A 15,443-nucleotide genomic window follows, 5' to 3' on the forward strand; every position below is an offset into this window, starting at 1 on the left:
TTGATAATTATTGCTAGTGTTATAAGGCTAAGACTTTGTGTAGGAGGGATTATATGCTGACTTTAGAAGAAAAATCGATTCTCGAGGAAATCAGCTTTGAAGAGCCGAAGATGCTTTTGTATAAATTTAATAATCTCATACGGCAATCAGGCAGCGAAGACGAAAGAAAGGCTGCTTACTATATAGGCGAGAGATTGGCCGGCTTCGGCATGGACTATGAAATCTTATGGCCGGAAATATACCTGAGCACTCCGGTAAAAGCTGAATTGAAAATAATCGGGCAAAATGAGGAAATCAATGTAAAGACTCCCTCCTATTCAATGTCTACCGGCGACAAATGGGTGGACGGAGAGCTGATCTATGCATCCAGCTACCGGCCGCCTTATGCCACCGACGAGTTTGAGTACAAGCTCCGGTTTGAGAGCGATCCCAAGGGAAAAATCGTCATATGCGATGGAATACCTTCTCCCGATAAGGTGAATGACATAATAAGCAATAAAGGCGTTGCAGCCATCTTTGTTCAGTCAGGAGAAAGGATTCACGAAGGGATATGCACCTCAGTATGGGGAAGTCCCGGATATGAAGACTTGGCAAATATAAACAGGATACCTGTGGTGTCTGTCAATAAACCTGACGGCAAAAGGCTTATAGAGAGTTTAAAAGAGAACAAGGTGAGAGCGGCACTGAGGACCCTGCTGGACGACGGCTGGAAGAAGTGTCCCCTGGTTTTGACCAAGATACTCGGGTGTGAAAGCCCGGAAAAATTCATATTACTGCACGGGCACATAGATTCATGGCATAAAGGCATAGGAGATAATGCTTTGGGCAATGCGACCATGCTTGAAATAGCCAGAGTGCTTCAAAATAACCGGAGCAAACTGAAAAAAAGCGTTTGGATAGCGTGGTGGCCCGGACATTCTACAGGCAGGTATGCAGGGTCCACCTGGTTTGCGGATCAATTTGCAATGGAATTTCACGACAACTGCATTGCACAAGTGAATTGCGAATCCACCGGATGTGTCAATGCAAATACCTATGACGGGATCATGTGGACTGAAGAGATGGATGATTTTTGCAGGCAAATAGTTGTGAGCGTAACGGGCATAGAACCGAAATGGACAAGGCCCCACCGTGCAGGTGATTACTCCTTTAATAACATAGGTATTTCTTCATTTTTCATGCTCAGCTCTACGATGAGCAGAGAAAAGATGGAGAAGCTGGGCTACTACGAGGTGTACGGATGCGGCGGGAATATAGAGTGGCATACAGAAAACGATGATATGAGCATCGTGGATGAAAAAATTTTTCTCAGAGATACAAAGCTTTATTTAGCGGGAATATATAAAATGGTCAATGAGCCTTTGCTTCCCGTAAATATCAAAAAACTTCTGGAGTCTATGAGAAGCTACCTTCATGAATACCAGACAGCGGCAGGTGACAGCTTTGACTTTGGAATTGTTTTTGATGAACTGAGAAACCTGGAGCTATCGGTTGAGGAATTCTATGATAAAGCCGGCGAATATCGAAATGACAGCCAAAAAAGCGATATGATCTGCAATACAATCCTCAGGATCGTGAGGAAGCTCATCAGGATCAATTATACCAGCAGGCAGGAATTTAGACATGATCCTGCGGCAATGATGCCGCCTATACCGGATCTGGCTCCTGTTCTGATGCTCAACAGCATGAGCAATACGGATCAAAAATTTCTGGTCACTCAGCTTGTGAGAGCCAGAAACAGAGTGCTTCATGCTCTTAAAGAATGCAGGCAGATAATTATGGATGTCTCATTATAAAAATAGACTTAATAGCTGATAAAATGTATAATAGAAGTTAAAAAACATGGCACTGGAGTGTTCCCAATGGTTAAATATAGAATCGCCGTAGTCGCTGCAGATGAAAAAATAGGAATAGGGTTTAAAAACCAGCTCGAAAGCATATTTCATGATGAAATAGAAATCGTCATTCTGAGCCTGGAAGATGATCAGGAGCTTTTTCTCGGGTTTGATCTCATTATGGCTGCCAGCTCCGCAATATATGACGAGGTGAAGAGGAAGGCTCCGTTGAATGCGAAGATAATAACCGTGATACGCAATATCAATACCCTGGAAATTCATAAGGTGTTTAATATAGATGCAGGCAGCAGAGCCCTTGTGGTGAGCAATTATTTCTACGCAGCTAAGGAAACCGTGGATTTGCTCAATGAGATCGGGTTGAATCACATTGAATATATACCCTATTGCCCGGGGACAAACCTGGGCGGTCTGGATCTTAATACCGTTGACCTCGCAATAACTGCGGGAGCTGCACATTATGTGCCTAAGGGAATAAGCAGAATAATCGATCTTGGATTAAAGGTGATAGACATATCTACGGTGATGGAGGTCATCGTAAACCTGGGCTTGCCTCTAGAAAAGATAAACCTGTTTACCCTGCGGTATATGAAGGAATTCATAGCTCTAAACAGAGAAATAAGCGATTTGAAGTCCACGCTTGTTGCAGTGCTGGATGCTTCTTCCGATGGCATAATGGCGCTGGACTTGGAAGGAAATATAATATTTAAGAATAACAGGATCGAAAGATATTTTGAAATATGCAATAAAATCAACGTAGGAGACAATATCGCTGAGTTTATAAACAATGAAAATATAATAAATTTCATAAATGGCTTTGATGATAAGGAAAGCGATGTATTCAGCATAAACAGAAGAGATGTAATGATAAATAAAAACTACCTGAGCAATAATAATAAGCTTACCGGTATCGTAGTGAGCTTAAATTACGTTTCCGAGATACAGGATAAGGAAAAGGAAATAAGGAAGAAGCTGGTCAATAAAGGCAATGTGGCCAAATATGATTTTTCCGATATCATAGGCTCCAGTAAAAGCATCAGGACAGTGACCGATATGACAAGAAAGGTTGCGAGGACAGATCTATCCGCCCTCATCTTGGGTGAAAACGGTACAGGCAAGGAGCTTTTTGCCCAGGCTATACACAGAAATTCTTCAAGGAGGACAGGGCCTTTTGTAGCGGTAAACTTTGCTGCTTTGCCGGAAAGCCTTATAGAAAGCGAATTGTTCGGGTATGAAGAGGGAGCTTTTACCGGAGCTAAAAAAGGCGGCAAGCGCGGGCTCTTTGAATTAGCTCATTTGGGCACTATATTTCTTGATGAGATAGGAGATGCTCCTTTGAGCCTTCAGGCAAGACTGCTTCGCGTAATTCAGGAAAAAGAGGTTTTGAGAGTGGGCGGAGTGAGCCCCCTACCTGTTGATGTAAGGATCATTGCAGCTACCAACAGGGATTTGAAGGAAATGATAAAATTAAATCAATTCAGGCAGGATCTCTACTATCGCTTGAATACCATAACCATAAAGGTGCCTCCCCTGAGAGACAGAAAAGAGGATATACCATATATCATAGATTACTATATGAAGAATTTGAATGCGAAAAAGAGGTTTACAAAAGAGGCAATAGAAAAACTCAATAAGCATGACTGGCCCGGCAATGTCAGAGAACTGGAAAATCTGATACATTATGTAGTTGAGATTGTAGACGGAGACACAATAGATGCAGATGATCTTCCTGTTGATGTCTGCGGGAGCATAGAAGGCCATGAAGCAAATAATAGCGGTGCAGAGGATATCCTCGAGAGCCTTGAAAAGCTCTGCTCTATAGGGATGCTGACTGCCATATTGGAAGAGTTGGAAAGGGCTGATGATTCCTATGTAAGGGCCAGCAGGGCATACTTGCTGGAAAAGCTTTTATGCAAGGGTATAAATACCACCGATAACGCATTAAGAAAGATATTGAAAGAATTAGACGGACTAGAATATATAAATGTGGGAAGCACAAAGCAGGGGACCAGGATCACACAAAAAGGCAGATCATTTCTTGACGGGCTTAGAAGCTTAGGTGATTGATACATTGATGATGTAGGATGTATCGATCACTTTTTTTTAGCGAAAAGGCAGAAAGAATGTTAACCAATATAAAAATTCCGGTTTACAATGGCGTTTTTATAGTATATACTTTACTGTATATTTAAAGTTTCAATGGCTATATAAATCGCACTAAATATTTTACAAAACTGTCATTCTGAACGAAACAAAGTGGAGTGAAGAATCTGGCTAAGATTCTTCGCATACGCTCAGAATGACGGCATATGCCTTTTTAAAACTACAAATGCATTTATTGCGTTATATATAGATTCATAAAATACTAAACTGAGGATATGCAGGAGGATAAAATGAAAGATATTGCTTTAAGACTGGAAAGAAAAATCAGTGAAGGCGGGGCCGTGGATTTTGATGAAGCTTATATGCTGGGAGGGCTCAGCAAACCTGACGAGCTTGAGAAGTTGTACCATGCAGCAGACAGGATCAGAGAAAGATATAATGGGAATAAGGTAGATTTATGCTCCATAATGAACGCCAAATCGGGAAGATGCAGCGAGGATTGCAAGTACTGTGCCCAATCTGCTCATTACAATACGCAGGTGGAGGAATACGGTCTGGTCTGCAAGGATAAGGCCTTAGCTCTTGCCTTGGAAAATGAAAGCTGCGGAGTGGGAAGGTTTTCACTGGTTACCAGCGGAAGAGACTTGGCGGGTGAAGATTTTAAAGAGACCTTAAATATATATGGATATATTAAGGATTATGTAAAGATAAGCCTATGCGCCTCTCATGGAATCTTGACTCATGAGCAGCTGCTGCTTCTTAAAAAAGCCGGGGTTGAGACCTATCATCACAATTTGGAGACGAGCAGGGAATATTACGGCAGGATATGCACAACCCATTCCTATGATGAAAGGATCGAAACAATAAAAAATGCACAAAATGCCGGACTCAAGGTATGTTCCGGCGGAATCATAGGTATGGGAGAGAGCCTGGAGAATAGGATAAAGCTTGCTTTTGAGCTTAAAGCTCTCAGCATAGACTCTATTCCCATCAATGTTCTAAATCCCATAAAAGGGACTCCCCTTGAAGGCTCAGAAAGATTGTCTCAGGATGAAATATTGAAAACTGTAGCAATCTACAGATTTATAAATCCAAAAGCCTATATCAGGCTGGCAGGGGGAAGGAATAGGATAGAGGATTTCGGAAAGCTTTGCTTTAAAGCAGGTGCAAATGCCACTATCACAGGGAATTACCTCACTACCTCAGGAAACAAGATTGCGGACGACATAAAGATGATAAAAGGCTTAGGCTTAGAGACCGGGCTTTAAAAACTCATCTATTATCATTTCAGCAAGCCTTTTGCTTGTAGCTGCCTGATTTGCCAATGTCAGCACCAAAAGCATCAGCTCTGCCTTGCCATTGCTGCTTGAATTTAATGCAGCCGACTTATCGGCAATGTGATTGAGCATATCATTAAATTGTTGGGGAAGATTATTTAAATCTTCTCTTTTTATTTCCAGGTAATTTGAATATAACTCGTCTAAATCAAATCTTTCATTGCCTTTTGAAGGGTTTATGCCGCCCAATAATGGAGTGAGGAGAGTCTTTATATCATTTATGGACAGGATCTGCTTTAAATTATATATAAGGGATAGAAGTATTATATGATTCCTGCCGTATTTTTTGTTCTTGGGAGGCATAACAGCCTTTGCTTTTGTATAGTTGTTTATCATGGTTTTTGTCAGGATCTTATCGGAAGCCTGCCTTTTAGTATCTGCCAGCTTGTCATCGAAGAGAGTGGTCACCTGATCCACATACAAATCAATACAGGGTATATCGGAAAGCTGTATGTCGCCGGATGAAGCTATGTATTCTATGATTTTATCTAATTCTTCTCTATTCATTGCCTAAATCAACGCCTTTCTCATAATAAGCAGTATTCAATATCATAATACTATACTAAAAAAATATATAATATACTTTCTTATACTATTGAATAAAATATTTCAATGAGTTATTATAATTATAAGACGTAGTAATTAAAACTACATAGCATGGTAAAACTAAACATACAACAAAGAAAAAATATAATTATTTAGAAAGAAGGATTGATTAGTAATGAGATGCAAGCTTAGAGAACCGGTGAGCGGGCTGACCCATCTGGCAGGTGCTGTATTATCCGTTGTAGGAACGGTTTTCCTTATTGCTTTTGCTGTGAGCACAGGTACACCGTTAAATATAGCTTCTGTCTCCATATTCGGCGCCAGTCTTATACTGCTATATACGGCCAGCTCATTGTACCATTTGCTGACCGTTTCAAAAAAGGCTATCGGAGTGCTGAGGAGGATCGATCACATGATGATCTATGTTTTAATAGCCGGCACATATACTCCTCTTTGCCTTATCGGACTAAAGGGGAAGCTGGGCCTTGGACTTCTGATCGGGGTATGGTCTTTGGCCGTGCTGGGAATAGTGCTGAAGCTGGTATGGTTTAACGCTCCGAGATGGATATACACCTCTTTCTATTTGATCATGGGCTGGCTTGTCATTATAGCCATCATCCCTTTGATCAAAATGATACCTTCAGGAGGAATATGGCTGCTTGTTGCCGGAGGTGTATTCTACACCATAGGAGCTGTTATATATGGAGCAAAGTGGCCTTTTAGGAAGAACAATATCTTTGGATTTCATGAAATATTCCATATATTTGTTATGCTGGGCAGCTTGTTCCATTACTTTTTCGTACTGGAATATCTCACGTAATGATCTTCTAATAAGCTTCTGCTTCCTCAACCTTGTTAATTTTTGCTTTTACATATTTCCATTTGCCGGAGCGGTATCTCAGATATACTATAAGAGCACGGGCAGACTGGTCCAGCACCAGAGCTATCCAAGCTCCTATGAGGCCCCAATGAAATATGCTGACGAATATATAAGCTGTGAATACGCGGAAAATCCAAATACCGAAAATACATGCATATAAGGGATATAAGGTATCCCCAGCTCCTCTTAGCGCCCCTGATATCGCCAATTGAGTCGATTGGCCGGGCTGAGCTAAAGCCAGTATCTTCAGCACGGTACCTGCCATAGCCGCTACTGCCAGATCTTCGGTATAAAGGCCTGCCAGCTGATGAGAAAAGAGCAGGAATACAACCCCCATAAATAATGCGACCAGTACCGCCATGTGATGTATCATATCTGCAAACTCTTTCGCTTTTCCTTCATCACCGGCACCGAGGCTCTGGCCTACCAAAGTGGTGGCAGCGACACCAAAGGCTTGGCTTGGCGAAAAAGTAAGGGTGCTTATATTTATGCCTATCTGGTGCGCTGCAAAACCGCTGGTGCCCAAGCTGGATACTGTGCGGGCAAATACCATCAGCCCGCTTTGCAGCACAAATTGTTCCAAGGCGGCAGGTATGCCTATGGAAAATATCTGCCTTACGATACCTGTGTTTATTCTATAATCACCTTTAATTGAAAGGGATATGGAAGATTGTTTAGTGAAGAAAATAAGGTACAGCCCCGCCAGGCAAGCAATTAATCTTGCTGCGGTGGTTGATACTGCGGCTCCTGCCACCCCCCATTCAGGGAACCCGAATTTTCCGAATATGAGCACATAGTTGCCGAAAACGTTCAAAAGATTGCTTCCTGCGTTATAGAGCATAGGAAGCTTTGTTTGTCCCGCACCTCTAAGAGCTGCCGTAACCCCCATATTTACGGCCTGGAAAGCTAATCCGGCAGCAACAATTTTAAAATACAAGGTTGCATCGCGGAATGTATCTGAATTGGCTCCCATGAACGTTACAATATTGGGAGCAAAATAAATTCCGATAACAGTAACGAATATTCCCAGAAGGGTATTCAATATCAATACTTGGCGGGTAACGTTACAGGCTTCATCGGGCTTTTTGGCGCCGATATTCCAGGCCACAAGAGTTGATGTCCCTACGTTGACGGCCGCAAATACTGCCAGCAGGAGAAAAAAAGGCTGGTTGGTAAGGCCTACGGAGGCTATAGCAGCCGGGCTTAATTGCCCTACCATAATCATATCAACCATGCCGAAAAGGCTGGTCATAACAAGCTCTATGAAAGCAGGCCAGGTTATGGATATGGCTTTTCGGCGCATTTTGCCGTAATCCGGATGAGACTTATGATCTTTGGAGAAAACTTGCAACAAATATATAACCTTCTTTCATGCAAATCCTTTAATTGACATTCTAATTTTAACCTTGATAATTTATAACTTCAAATATATTATATATTATAAATATATTCCTTTTAGGTTATAGATAATATATAATATATCTCAAGAGAGGTGAAAACCGATGGAGCTTTCACAATTGAAATATTTTGAGATAGTGGCTAAGCATGAGCACATAACCCGGGCAGCAGAAGAGCTGCATATCGCCCAGCCCTCTCTGAGCAAAGCTATAAGCAGGCTGGAAGCGGAGCTGGGCGTAGAGCTTTTTGACAGGCAGGGCAGAAACATAAAGCTAAACTCTTTCGGAAGGGTATTCTTAAAGCGGGTCAGCAAAATATTTTTGGAGCTTGAAAACGGAAGGCAGGAGCTGGCAGACATGTCAGGCCTTGAGCAGGGCAGGATTTCTTTGGCTTGGACCAGCACTTTGCTGCTGCCAAGGGTGCTGGAGGGATTTCTGTCCATATATCCCAATGTGAGCTTTAAGCAAATAGTTGCAACCACTCTGGAAATGAAAAGCCAGATGGAAGAAGGTATCTTGGATATATGCATATCATCACCCTCAGTTGAAGGTCCGGGAATAGTAAGCATTCCATTGCTTACTGAAGAAATTTTTCTTGCCGTACCCAGGAATCACAGATTGGCAAAGCGTGAAAGCATAGCCCTGCACGAGGTGGCTGATGAGCCTTTTATCAGCACCAAGCAGGGCTATGGCTTTAGGGATATAATGGACGGCTTTTGCAGAGAAGCCGGTTTTACTCCGAATATAGTATTTGAAGGAGAGGTTGCATCGACCTTGATCAATTTGGTAAATGCGGGCTTGGGTGTTACTTTCATGCCTTCTCCTCATAAAAGGGAATACTCCGTTCCTCTGCCTAAGCTGCTCCATATAAGCAGTCCTGAATGCAAAAGGACGATTAGCCTGTCCTATTTGGAGGGGCATTATCTTTCAAAAGCTGCACGCCAGTTCTGCCAGTATATAATCGATTATTTCCGATAAGGAATCAATTGTATATGTTTAATCGGATTTATGACAATTGGGATAGGCATAAACCTATCTGCTAAGCGAAGGAGGTCGAAAATGAATATCAGGATATTGCATACAAACGACATTCACAGCAGGTTTGAAGGGTTTGGAAAAATAACAAGCAAAATAAGAGGACTGAAGAATGAAAATACGTTGATACTTGACGCAGGAGACTTTAATGATTTTATGAGGATGGAGCTTCAGGGGACAGGCGGAAGGGCAGGCTGCAGCCTGCTGAGCATCGCCGGTTATGATGCTTTGGCAGTGGGGAACAACGAAGGGTTTGCAGGTCTGGAGATTCTTGAGACTATGGCATCTGCTGGATTGATCCCTTTCATTTCCTGTAATCTGTACAGAAATGATATGAGTGCGATCCGAGGCTTGAATAGGAGCATTATTGTTGACAAGGGTGGCATCAGGTTTCTCATTGTTGGGACAACCCCAAGCTACAATGAGTTCTTTTCATTGCTCAACATGCACGCCACCGACCATGTTGAGGAAATCAGGCGGGAGCTTGAGGAGAACAAAGGCAAATATGATATTTGCATACTTCTCAGCCATTCGGGAATGAGAGAGGATACGGAGCTGGCCGGGCACTTAGACGGCATCGATATAATAATAGGAGGCCACAGCCATATCCTTATGGACGAAGCTAAAGTAATAAATAACACGATAATTCATCAATCAGGCGGCTATGGAGAGCATCTGGGCGTACTGGACATCGAAGTTAAGGATGGGAAAATCGCAAGCTTCCGTGAAGAGAATATAAAGGTTGAAGATATGCCCATGGACAGTGCGATTGCCGATGAGCTTTTCAGGCAGAAGGACATAGCAATCGAAGTCTTGAGCAGGCCCCTTTATGAAGTAGACCGGCATATATGGCATGATGTTGTTGAAGAAAATCCTTTGACCAATTTGCTGGCAGATGCACTGGCTGATGTAATACCATGCGATTTTAGCATAATCAACAGCGGCATAATAAGCGGAGGCATAAGAAAGGGTGAAGTTTCAAATAAAAAGCTCCTTGAAATCAGTCCATCTCCGTTAAATCCGACCTATATGGAAATAAAGGGCAAGCACATAAGAGAAGCATTGAAGCAATCTTTGCAGGCTGATGTATGCTTGCAGGACGGAAAAGGCTCCGGCTTCAGGGGGAGGTATCTGGGAAGGCTTCACTTGTCACAGGCGGTAGTTGAGCACGATGGCAGGGAAATATTGAGGGTGAAGCTTGAAAACGGCGAGCTTGAGGATGAAAAGATATATAGGGTATCGACCTCCGATTATCTTCAGAGAGGCACCGGTTATGCCAGCCTGGCCAATAATCAAAATGAGAGGTATAATCCTGAATATACCAGAGATCTTCTGAGAGAGTATCTAAATAAGAAGGAGTTTATAGAAAAATGTTTCACTGACAGGTGGATCAAGATATGAAAATATATCTATAAAGCTTAGGGGGATAAAATGACTAAAGCAATAAATTTGACAGAGGGAAGTATTTTTAAAGCGCTTATCAAGCTTGCAATGCCTATCATAGGGACTTCGTTCGTTCAAATGGCATATAATATGACCGATATGATATGGATGGGCAGAGTAGGTGCTAAGGAAGTCGCTGCAGTTGGCACTGCAGGCTTTTTTACCTGGCTGGCGATGGCGATAATACTTATTCCGAAAATAGGAGCAGAGGTTGGCGTATCCCAGTCCATAGGAAGACGGGATGCTGATGAGGCCAAGAAGTATATAAAGCACAGCATGCAGATGATCATTTTCCTTGCAATTCTATATGGAGCCTTTCTGATAATATTCAGAAAGCCTTTGATAGGATTCTATAAGCTGGGAGAAGCAAAAATAGTGAATGATGCCGTTACATACCTGGTCATCATATCAATAGGCATGGTATTTTATACTATTAATCCTGTTTTTACCGCTGTATTCAATGGATATGGGGACAGCAAAACTCCTTTTAACATAAATGTCATAGGTCTCATAATGAACATGGTCTTAGATCCGCTGCTCATATTGGGTGTAGGACCTTTTCCAAGGCTAGAGGCTGCAGGTGCCGGAATAGCAACGGTAATAGCTCAAGTCACCGTAACCATTGTATTTATTAGAGAAGCAAGAAAAAGAAGGGAGCTCTTTCCGGGCCTTGGTCTATTTACGAGACCTGATATCAAGCATATAAAGACGATTGTCAAGCTTGGATTTCCTGTCGCGCTGCAAAGCGGACTTTTTACTATATTTGCCATGATAACTGCGAGGATAATTGCCCAGTGGGGTCCAATACCGATAGCAGTGCAGAAGGTAGGCTCTCAGATAGAGTCGATATCCTGGATGACTGCCGGAGGGTTTCAATCTGCCATGAGTGCATTTATAGGACAAAATTATGGCGCCAAAAAGTGGGACAGGGTATTTAAAGGCTACTTCAGCGGGCTGGCCATAGTATCCATAATAGGCATATTCGCTACTTGCCTTTTAATTTTCGGCGCCAGGCCTGTGTTTTCTGTTTTCATTCCGGAGGAAGAGGCCATAAGCTATGGTATCGTCTATCTGAAGATACTGGGTCTTTCCCAATTGTTCATGTGTATTGAGATAACGACGGCAGGGGCTTTCATAGGCCATGGCAAGACGCTTCCGCCGTCCATCGTAGGAATATTATTTAATGCGCTTCGAATTCCTGGTGCCCTGATACTTTCATCAACTTTTTTAGGGCTTGATGGAGTATGGTGGGCCATAAGTATATCAAGTATACTCAAGGGTGTAGTTCTAAGCACATGGCATATTTTATTCCTAAAGAGGAATCCTAATACCAGACAATTTAGATTCCGCAATATCGTATATATGTAGTTATCATGGAGGAAGAATATGCAGCATAACAGGATAGGATACCTTGTGATTCATGGCTTCGGAGGCAGCAAATATGAGGTTGAACCTTTTACGGACCATCTGGCTGAAAAAGGCTGTGAAGTTGCATGTCCCATGCTAAAAGGACATACAGGGAAAAGGCAGGATATGAAAAATGCAACATATAAAGATTGGATAGACTCAGCAGAGCAAGAGCTTCTAAAGCTTAAAGAAAGATTTCATGAGATAGTGATTATAGGCTTTTCCATGGGAGGGCTAATCGCAGTAAATCTTGCATGCATACATGAGATTAAAGCTGTAATAACTATTAATACACCTATATATTATTGGAATTTTAAAATAGTGTTGCATAATCTCATAGACGACATTATGAATAAGAGCTCAAATAATTTTAACAGATATTTTAAGGCAGGCAAGAAGTCTCCTATAGTAGCAATGTATAACTTTCAATTATTACTGGCACAGACAAAGCCCAAAATAAATCAGATCCATTGTCCGTTCCTTATTATGCAGGCTGAAGATGATGATACTGTCAGAACAAGAAGTGTTGATTTTATATATAGCAATTTACCCTCAGAGTATAAGAAAGTGAAACTCTATAATAAAGGGGGACATCTGATACTCAGAAGTCAAACAGCAAATCAGGTTATTGCTGACATTGATGCCTTTCTGTATTCCTTGTCCTAAGCGGATAAAGCCATATTAAAACCATTTGCTATTGTTTTAATGATTTGAAAGGTGTATAATAATTTATGGAAATATTTGTAGTGGGAGGTCGTCAAGATGAAAAGAATATTAACTATGCCTAATGATATATTTTGCGCGACCTATAGCTTATGCATAAGAAGTTGATGCGAACTTTAATTTGTCTGGTAATAAAGCCATAGGTATGCATATCTATGGCTTTTGATTTTGTTGGGAGGTGGAATTTATGACCAAGCAAATCAAGGCAGAACTGATGCTGCTCACGATCACGGTTTTCTGGGGGGCATCTTATATGCTTACAAAGCTGGGCCTTGGGGGGCTGGAGCCCTTCAATCTGACGGCAATACGATTTCTGATCGCTTTTGCCATAGCTGCAGCGGTGTTTCATAAACAAATTTTGGGAGCGGATAAAAAAACAATAAAGTATGCTTTTATACTTGGGCTTATTTTGCTTGGTATGTTTATATCTATGACATTCGGCTTAAAATATACTACTGCTTCCAACGCAGGTTTTTTAATAAGCCTGTCCGTGGTTTTGATACCCATTATCTCTTTTGTGTTCTTAAAGCAAAAGATTGAAAAAAGTGTCGCAGTTGGAGTATTCCTGGCACTGATAGGTATTGCTTTGCTCACACTGGACGCACAATTCAAAATAAATATCGGAGATTTGCTCTGCATACTATGTGCTTTATTCTGCTCTGTGCATGTGATCGTTATAGGAATTTTTACCAAAGAAGTCGATTCTATCGCTCTAGGCGCTCTGCAGCTTGGATTTGCGGGTATTTTCAGTATGGTCATTTCCTTGTTTACTGAAAATATGAAGCTTCCGGACACTGCTTTGTCATGGTTTTCTGTTCTAATGCTGAGCGTGTTTTGTACTGCCATAGGCTATATTGTACAGTCAACGGCACAGCAGTATACAAGTGCCACGCATACAGGGCTTATCCTATCACTGGAGCCGGTCTTTTCTGCCGTACTGGCCTATATGTTTCTAGGAGAAATGCTTGCTCCCAGGGGATACGCAGGTGCAGCGATCTTGATGCTCAGTGTTTTAATTGCCGAATTGGATTTTAAGAATATATTCAGGAGAAATAAAGAGGAAACCATATCTGAAAGGGGAATACAAGAGAATGAAATTTGATGCGCTGAATAACCCATACAAATGTAAAAGATATACTGCCTACGCCAAATACGGCATGGTCGCAACCTCGCAGCCCATGGCAGCGGCTGCGGGCATGGAAATATTGAAAAAAGGCGGGAATGCGATTGATGCAGCCGTGGCTGTTGCGGCCTGTCTTACCGTCTGCGAGCCTACCTCAAACGGAATAGGCGGAGACGCCTTTGCCATTGCAGCAGTCGGGGGCAAGCTTTATGGATTGAATGCCAGCGGGCCCAGCCCCATGGCGATATCCATCGATAAATTAGAGAAGCGGGGCTACAAAGAGATACCCAGATATGGATTTGTGCCTGTAAATGTGCCTGGGGCTCCTGCAGCCTGGGCAGCTCTTTCAAGACGATTTGGGAAGCTTCCGTTGAAAGAGGCTTTAGCCCCTGCAATACGCTATGCACAAGAAGGCTATGTGATTTCAGTGATTCTTGGGAAGAATTGGAATAAAGCATACAATATATACAAAGAAAATTTAAAAGGTGATGAGTTTAAATACTGGTTTGAAACCTTCGCACCAAAAGGAAGGGCCCCAAAAGCCGGCGAAATAATGACTCTGCCTGACCACGCAAAGACCCTTATAAAAATTGCCGAGACAGATGCTGAAGCATTCTATAGGGGTGAATTGGCAGAAAGGATAGATGCTTTTTCAAGGCGATACGGCGGCTATATACGCAAGGAGGATTTGGAGAATTATAAAGCTGAATGGGTAGAGCCCATATATACAAAGTACAGGGATTATGAAGTTTGCGAAATACCTCCCAACGGTCAGGGCATTGTAGCACTGATGGCTCTCAACATCCTAAAAGGTTTTGAGTTTAGGGAAAAGGATTCATTAGATACATATCATAAACAGATTGAAGCCATAAAGCTGGCCTTTGAAGATGCTCAAAGATATGTCACAGATATGCGGAAGATGAAGGTTAAGGTTGAGGATTTATTATCAGATGCCTGGGCTGATGAAAAGAGAAAACGCATCGGAAGCGCCGCTCTCACACCTCTTCCATCAGAAGAGCAAAGAGGCGGTACAGTATATTTGGCGACGGCAGATGGTGAAGGGAACATGGTTTCCTTCATACAAAGCAACTATATGGGCTTTGGCTCCGGGCTTGTAGTGCCGGAAACAGGCATAGCGCTGCAAAACCGAGGCCGTAACTTCTCCTTTGACCCCGGTCATGATAACGCTTTGGAGCCGGGAAAGAAAACTTATCATACTATTATACCCGGATTTCTTACGAAGGATAAAAAGCCTGTGGGGCCTTTTGGAGTAATGGGAGGCTTTATGCAGCCACAAGGCCATGTGCAGGTGATAATGAATCTTATAGACTTCAATCTCAATCCCCAGGCAGCTCTCGATGCTCCCAGATGGCAGTGGATACGAGGCAAAAAGGTGGAGCTTGAGGATACTTTACCTGAAGAAATTGCAAAAGCCCTAGAAGATATAGGCCATGAAGTCACAGTCACAGATGATAACACAGGTTATGGTAGAGGACAGATTATCCTGAGGGACGAAAGTGGTGTTTTAGCAGGGGGAACAGAGAATCGAACAGATGGAACTATATTAGCCTGGTAAGTGAGCTTACCAGGCTATAT

At 42.3% G+C, this 15,443-nt stretch carries 12 protein-coding genes; 10 read left to right on the top strand and 2 right to left on the bottom strand.

What is annotated here, in order from left to right; translation table 11 throughout:
- The first annotated feature begins 53 nt into the window (after nucleotides 1–53).
- From LJD61_RS10775 to bioB, 3 genes are all read left to right on the top strand, one after another.
- Entirely contained in the window at nucleotides 54–1,796 is a 1,743-nt protein-coding gene (locus LJD61_RS10775) for a M28 family peptidase (protein WP_255227544.1), read from the top strand.
- 66 nt (nucleotides 1,797–1,862) lie between these two features.
- The gene (locus tag LJD61_RS10780) at nucleotides 1,863–3,920 is read left to right on the top strand and encodes a sigma 54-interacting transcriptional regulator (RefSeq protein WP_255227545.1); all 2,058 of its coding nucleotides are present in this window, start codon (nucleotides 1,863–1,865) and stop codon (nucleotides 3,918–3,920) included.
- A gap of 326 nt (nucleotides 3,921–4,246) precedes the next feature.
- Nucleotides 4,247–5,224 (top strand): biotin synthase BioB, encoded by a 978-nt coding sequence (gene bioB, locus LJD61_RS10785; RefSeq protein ID WP_333783101.1) that lies wholly within the window; start codon nucleotides 4,247–4,249, stop codon nucleotides 5,222–5,224.
- Here bioB and LJD61_RS10790 read toward each other — a convergent pair.
- Complete coding sequence (locus LJD61_RS10790) at nucleotides 5,207–5,800, bottom strand: DUF1836 domain-containing protein (RefSeq protein WP_255227546.1); 594 nt, start codon at nucleotides 5,798–5,800, stop codon at nucleotides 5,207–5,209. The genes bioB and LJD61_RS10790 overlap by 18 nt on opposite strands.
- 214 nt (nucleotides 5,801–6,014) lie before the next feature.
- Between LJD61_RS10790 and trhA the strand changes: the two genes are divergently transcribed.
- Nucleotides 6,015–6,659 (top strand): PAQR family membrane homeostasis protein TrhA, encoded by a 645-nt coding sequence (gene trhA, locus LJD61_RS10795; protein ID WP_255227547.1) that lies wholly within the window; start codon nucleotides 6,015–6,017, stop codon nucleotides 6,657–6,659.
- Nucleotides 6,660–6,666: 7 nt separating this feature from the next.
- Here trhA and LJD61_RS10800 read toward each other — a convergent pair whose 3' ends face one another.
- On the bottom strand, nucleotides 6,667–8,073 hold the full coding sequence (locus LJD61_RS10800) for an MATE family efflux transporter (protein ID WP_255227548.1): 1,407 nt from the start codon (nucleotides 8,071–8,073) through the stop codon (nucleotides 6,667–6,669).
- A gap of 148 nt (nucleotides 8,074–8,221) precedes the next feature.
- Here LJD61_RS10800 and LJD61_RS10805 point away from each other — a divergent pair, with 148 nt between their 5' ends.
- From LJD61_RS10805 to ggt, 6 genes are all read left to right on the top strand, one after another.
- The gene (locus LJD61_RS10805) at nucleotides 8,222–9,094 is read left to right on the top strand and encodes a LysR family transcriptional regulator (RefSeq protein ID WP_255227549.1); all 873 of its coding nucleotides are present in this window, start codon (nucleotides 8,222–8,224) and stop codon (nucleotides 9,092–9,094) included.
- 81 nt (nucleotides 9,095–9,175) lie between these two features.
- On the top strand, nucleotides 9,176–10,552 hold the full coding sequence (locus LJD61_RS10810; protein WP_255227550.1) for a bifunctional metallophosphatase/5'-nucleotidase: 1,377 nt from the start codon (nucleotides 9,176–9,178) through the stop codon (nucleotides 10,550–10,552).
- A 30-nt stretch (nucleotides 10,553–10,582) separates the two neighbouring features.
- Nucleotides 10,583–11,962 carry an MATE family efflux transporter gene (locus LJD61_RS10815; RefSeq protein ID WP_255227551.1) on the top strand — a complete coding sequence of 460 codons (1,380 nt, stop codon included), beginning with the start codon at nucleotides 10,583–10,585 and terminating at the stop codon, nucleotides 11,960–11,962.
- Nucleotides 11,963–11,980: 18 nt separating this feature from the next.
- Nucleotides 11,981–12,667, top strand: coding sequence for an alpha/beta hydrolase (locus LJD61_RS10820; RefSeq protein WP_255227552.1), 687 nt, complete (start codon nucleotides 11,981–11,983; stop codon nucleotides 12,665–12,667).
- 244 nt (nucleotides 12,668–12,911) lie between these two features.
- On the top strand, nucleotides 12,912–13,826 hold the full coding sequence (locus LJD61_RS10825) for a DMT family transporter (RefSeq protein ID WP_255227553.1): 915 nt from the start codon (nucleotides 12,912–12,914) through the stop codon (nucleotides 13,824–13,826).
- Nucleotides 13,816–15,423: a gamma-glutamyltransferase gene (gene ggt, locus LJD61_RS10830; protein ID WP_255227554.1), complete on the top strand. Its 1,608-nt coding sequence runs from the start codon at nucleotides 13,816–13,818 to the stop codon at nucleotides 15,421–15,423. Before LJD61_RS10825 ends, ggt begins: the two co-directional genes overlap by 11 nt.
- The last annotated feature ends 20 nt before the right edge of the window (nucleotides 15,424–15,443 follow it).

The sequence above is a fragment of the Lutispora saccharofermentans genome (assembly GCF_024363565.1).
GTDB lineage: Bacteria > Bacillota > Clostridia > Lutisporales > Lutisporaceae > Lutispora > Lutispora saccharofermentans.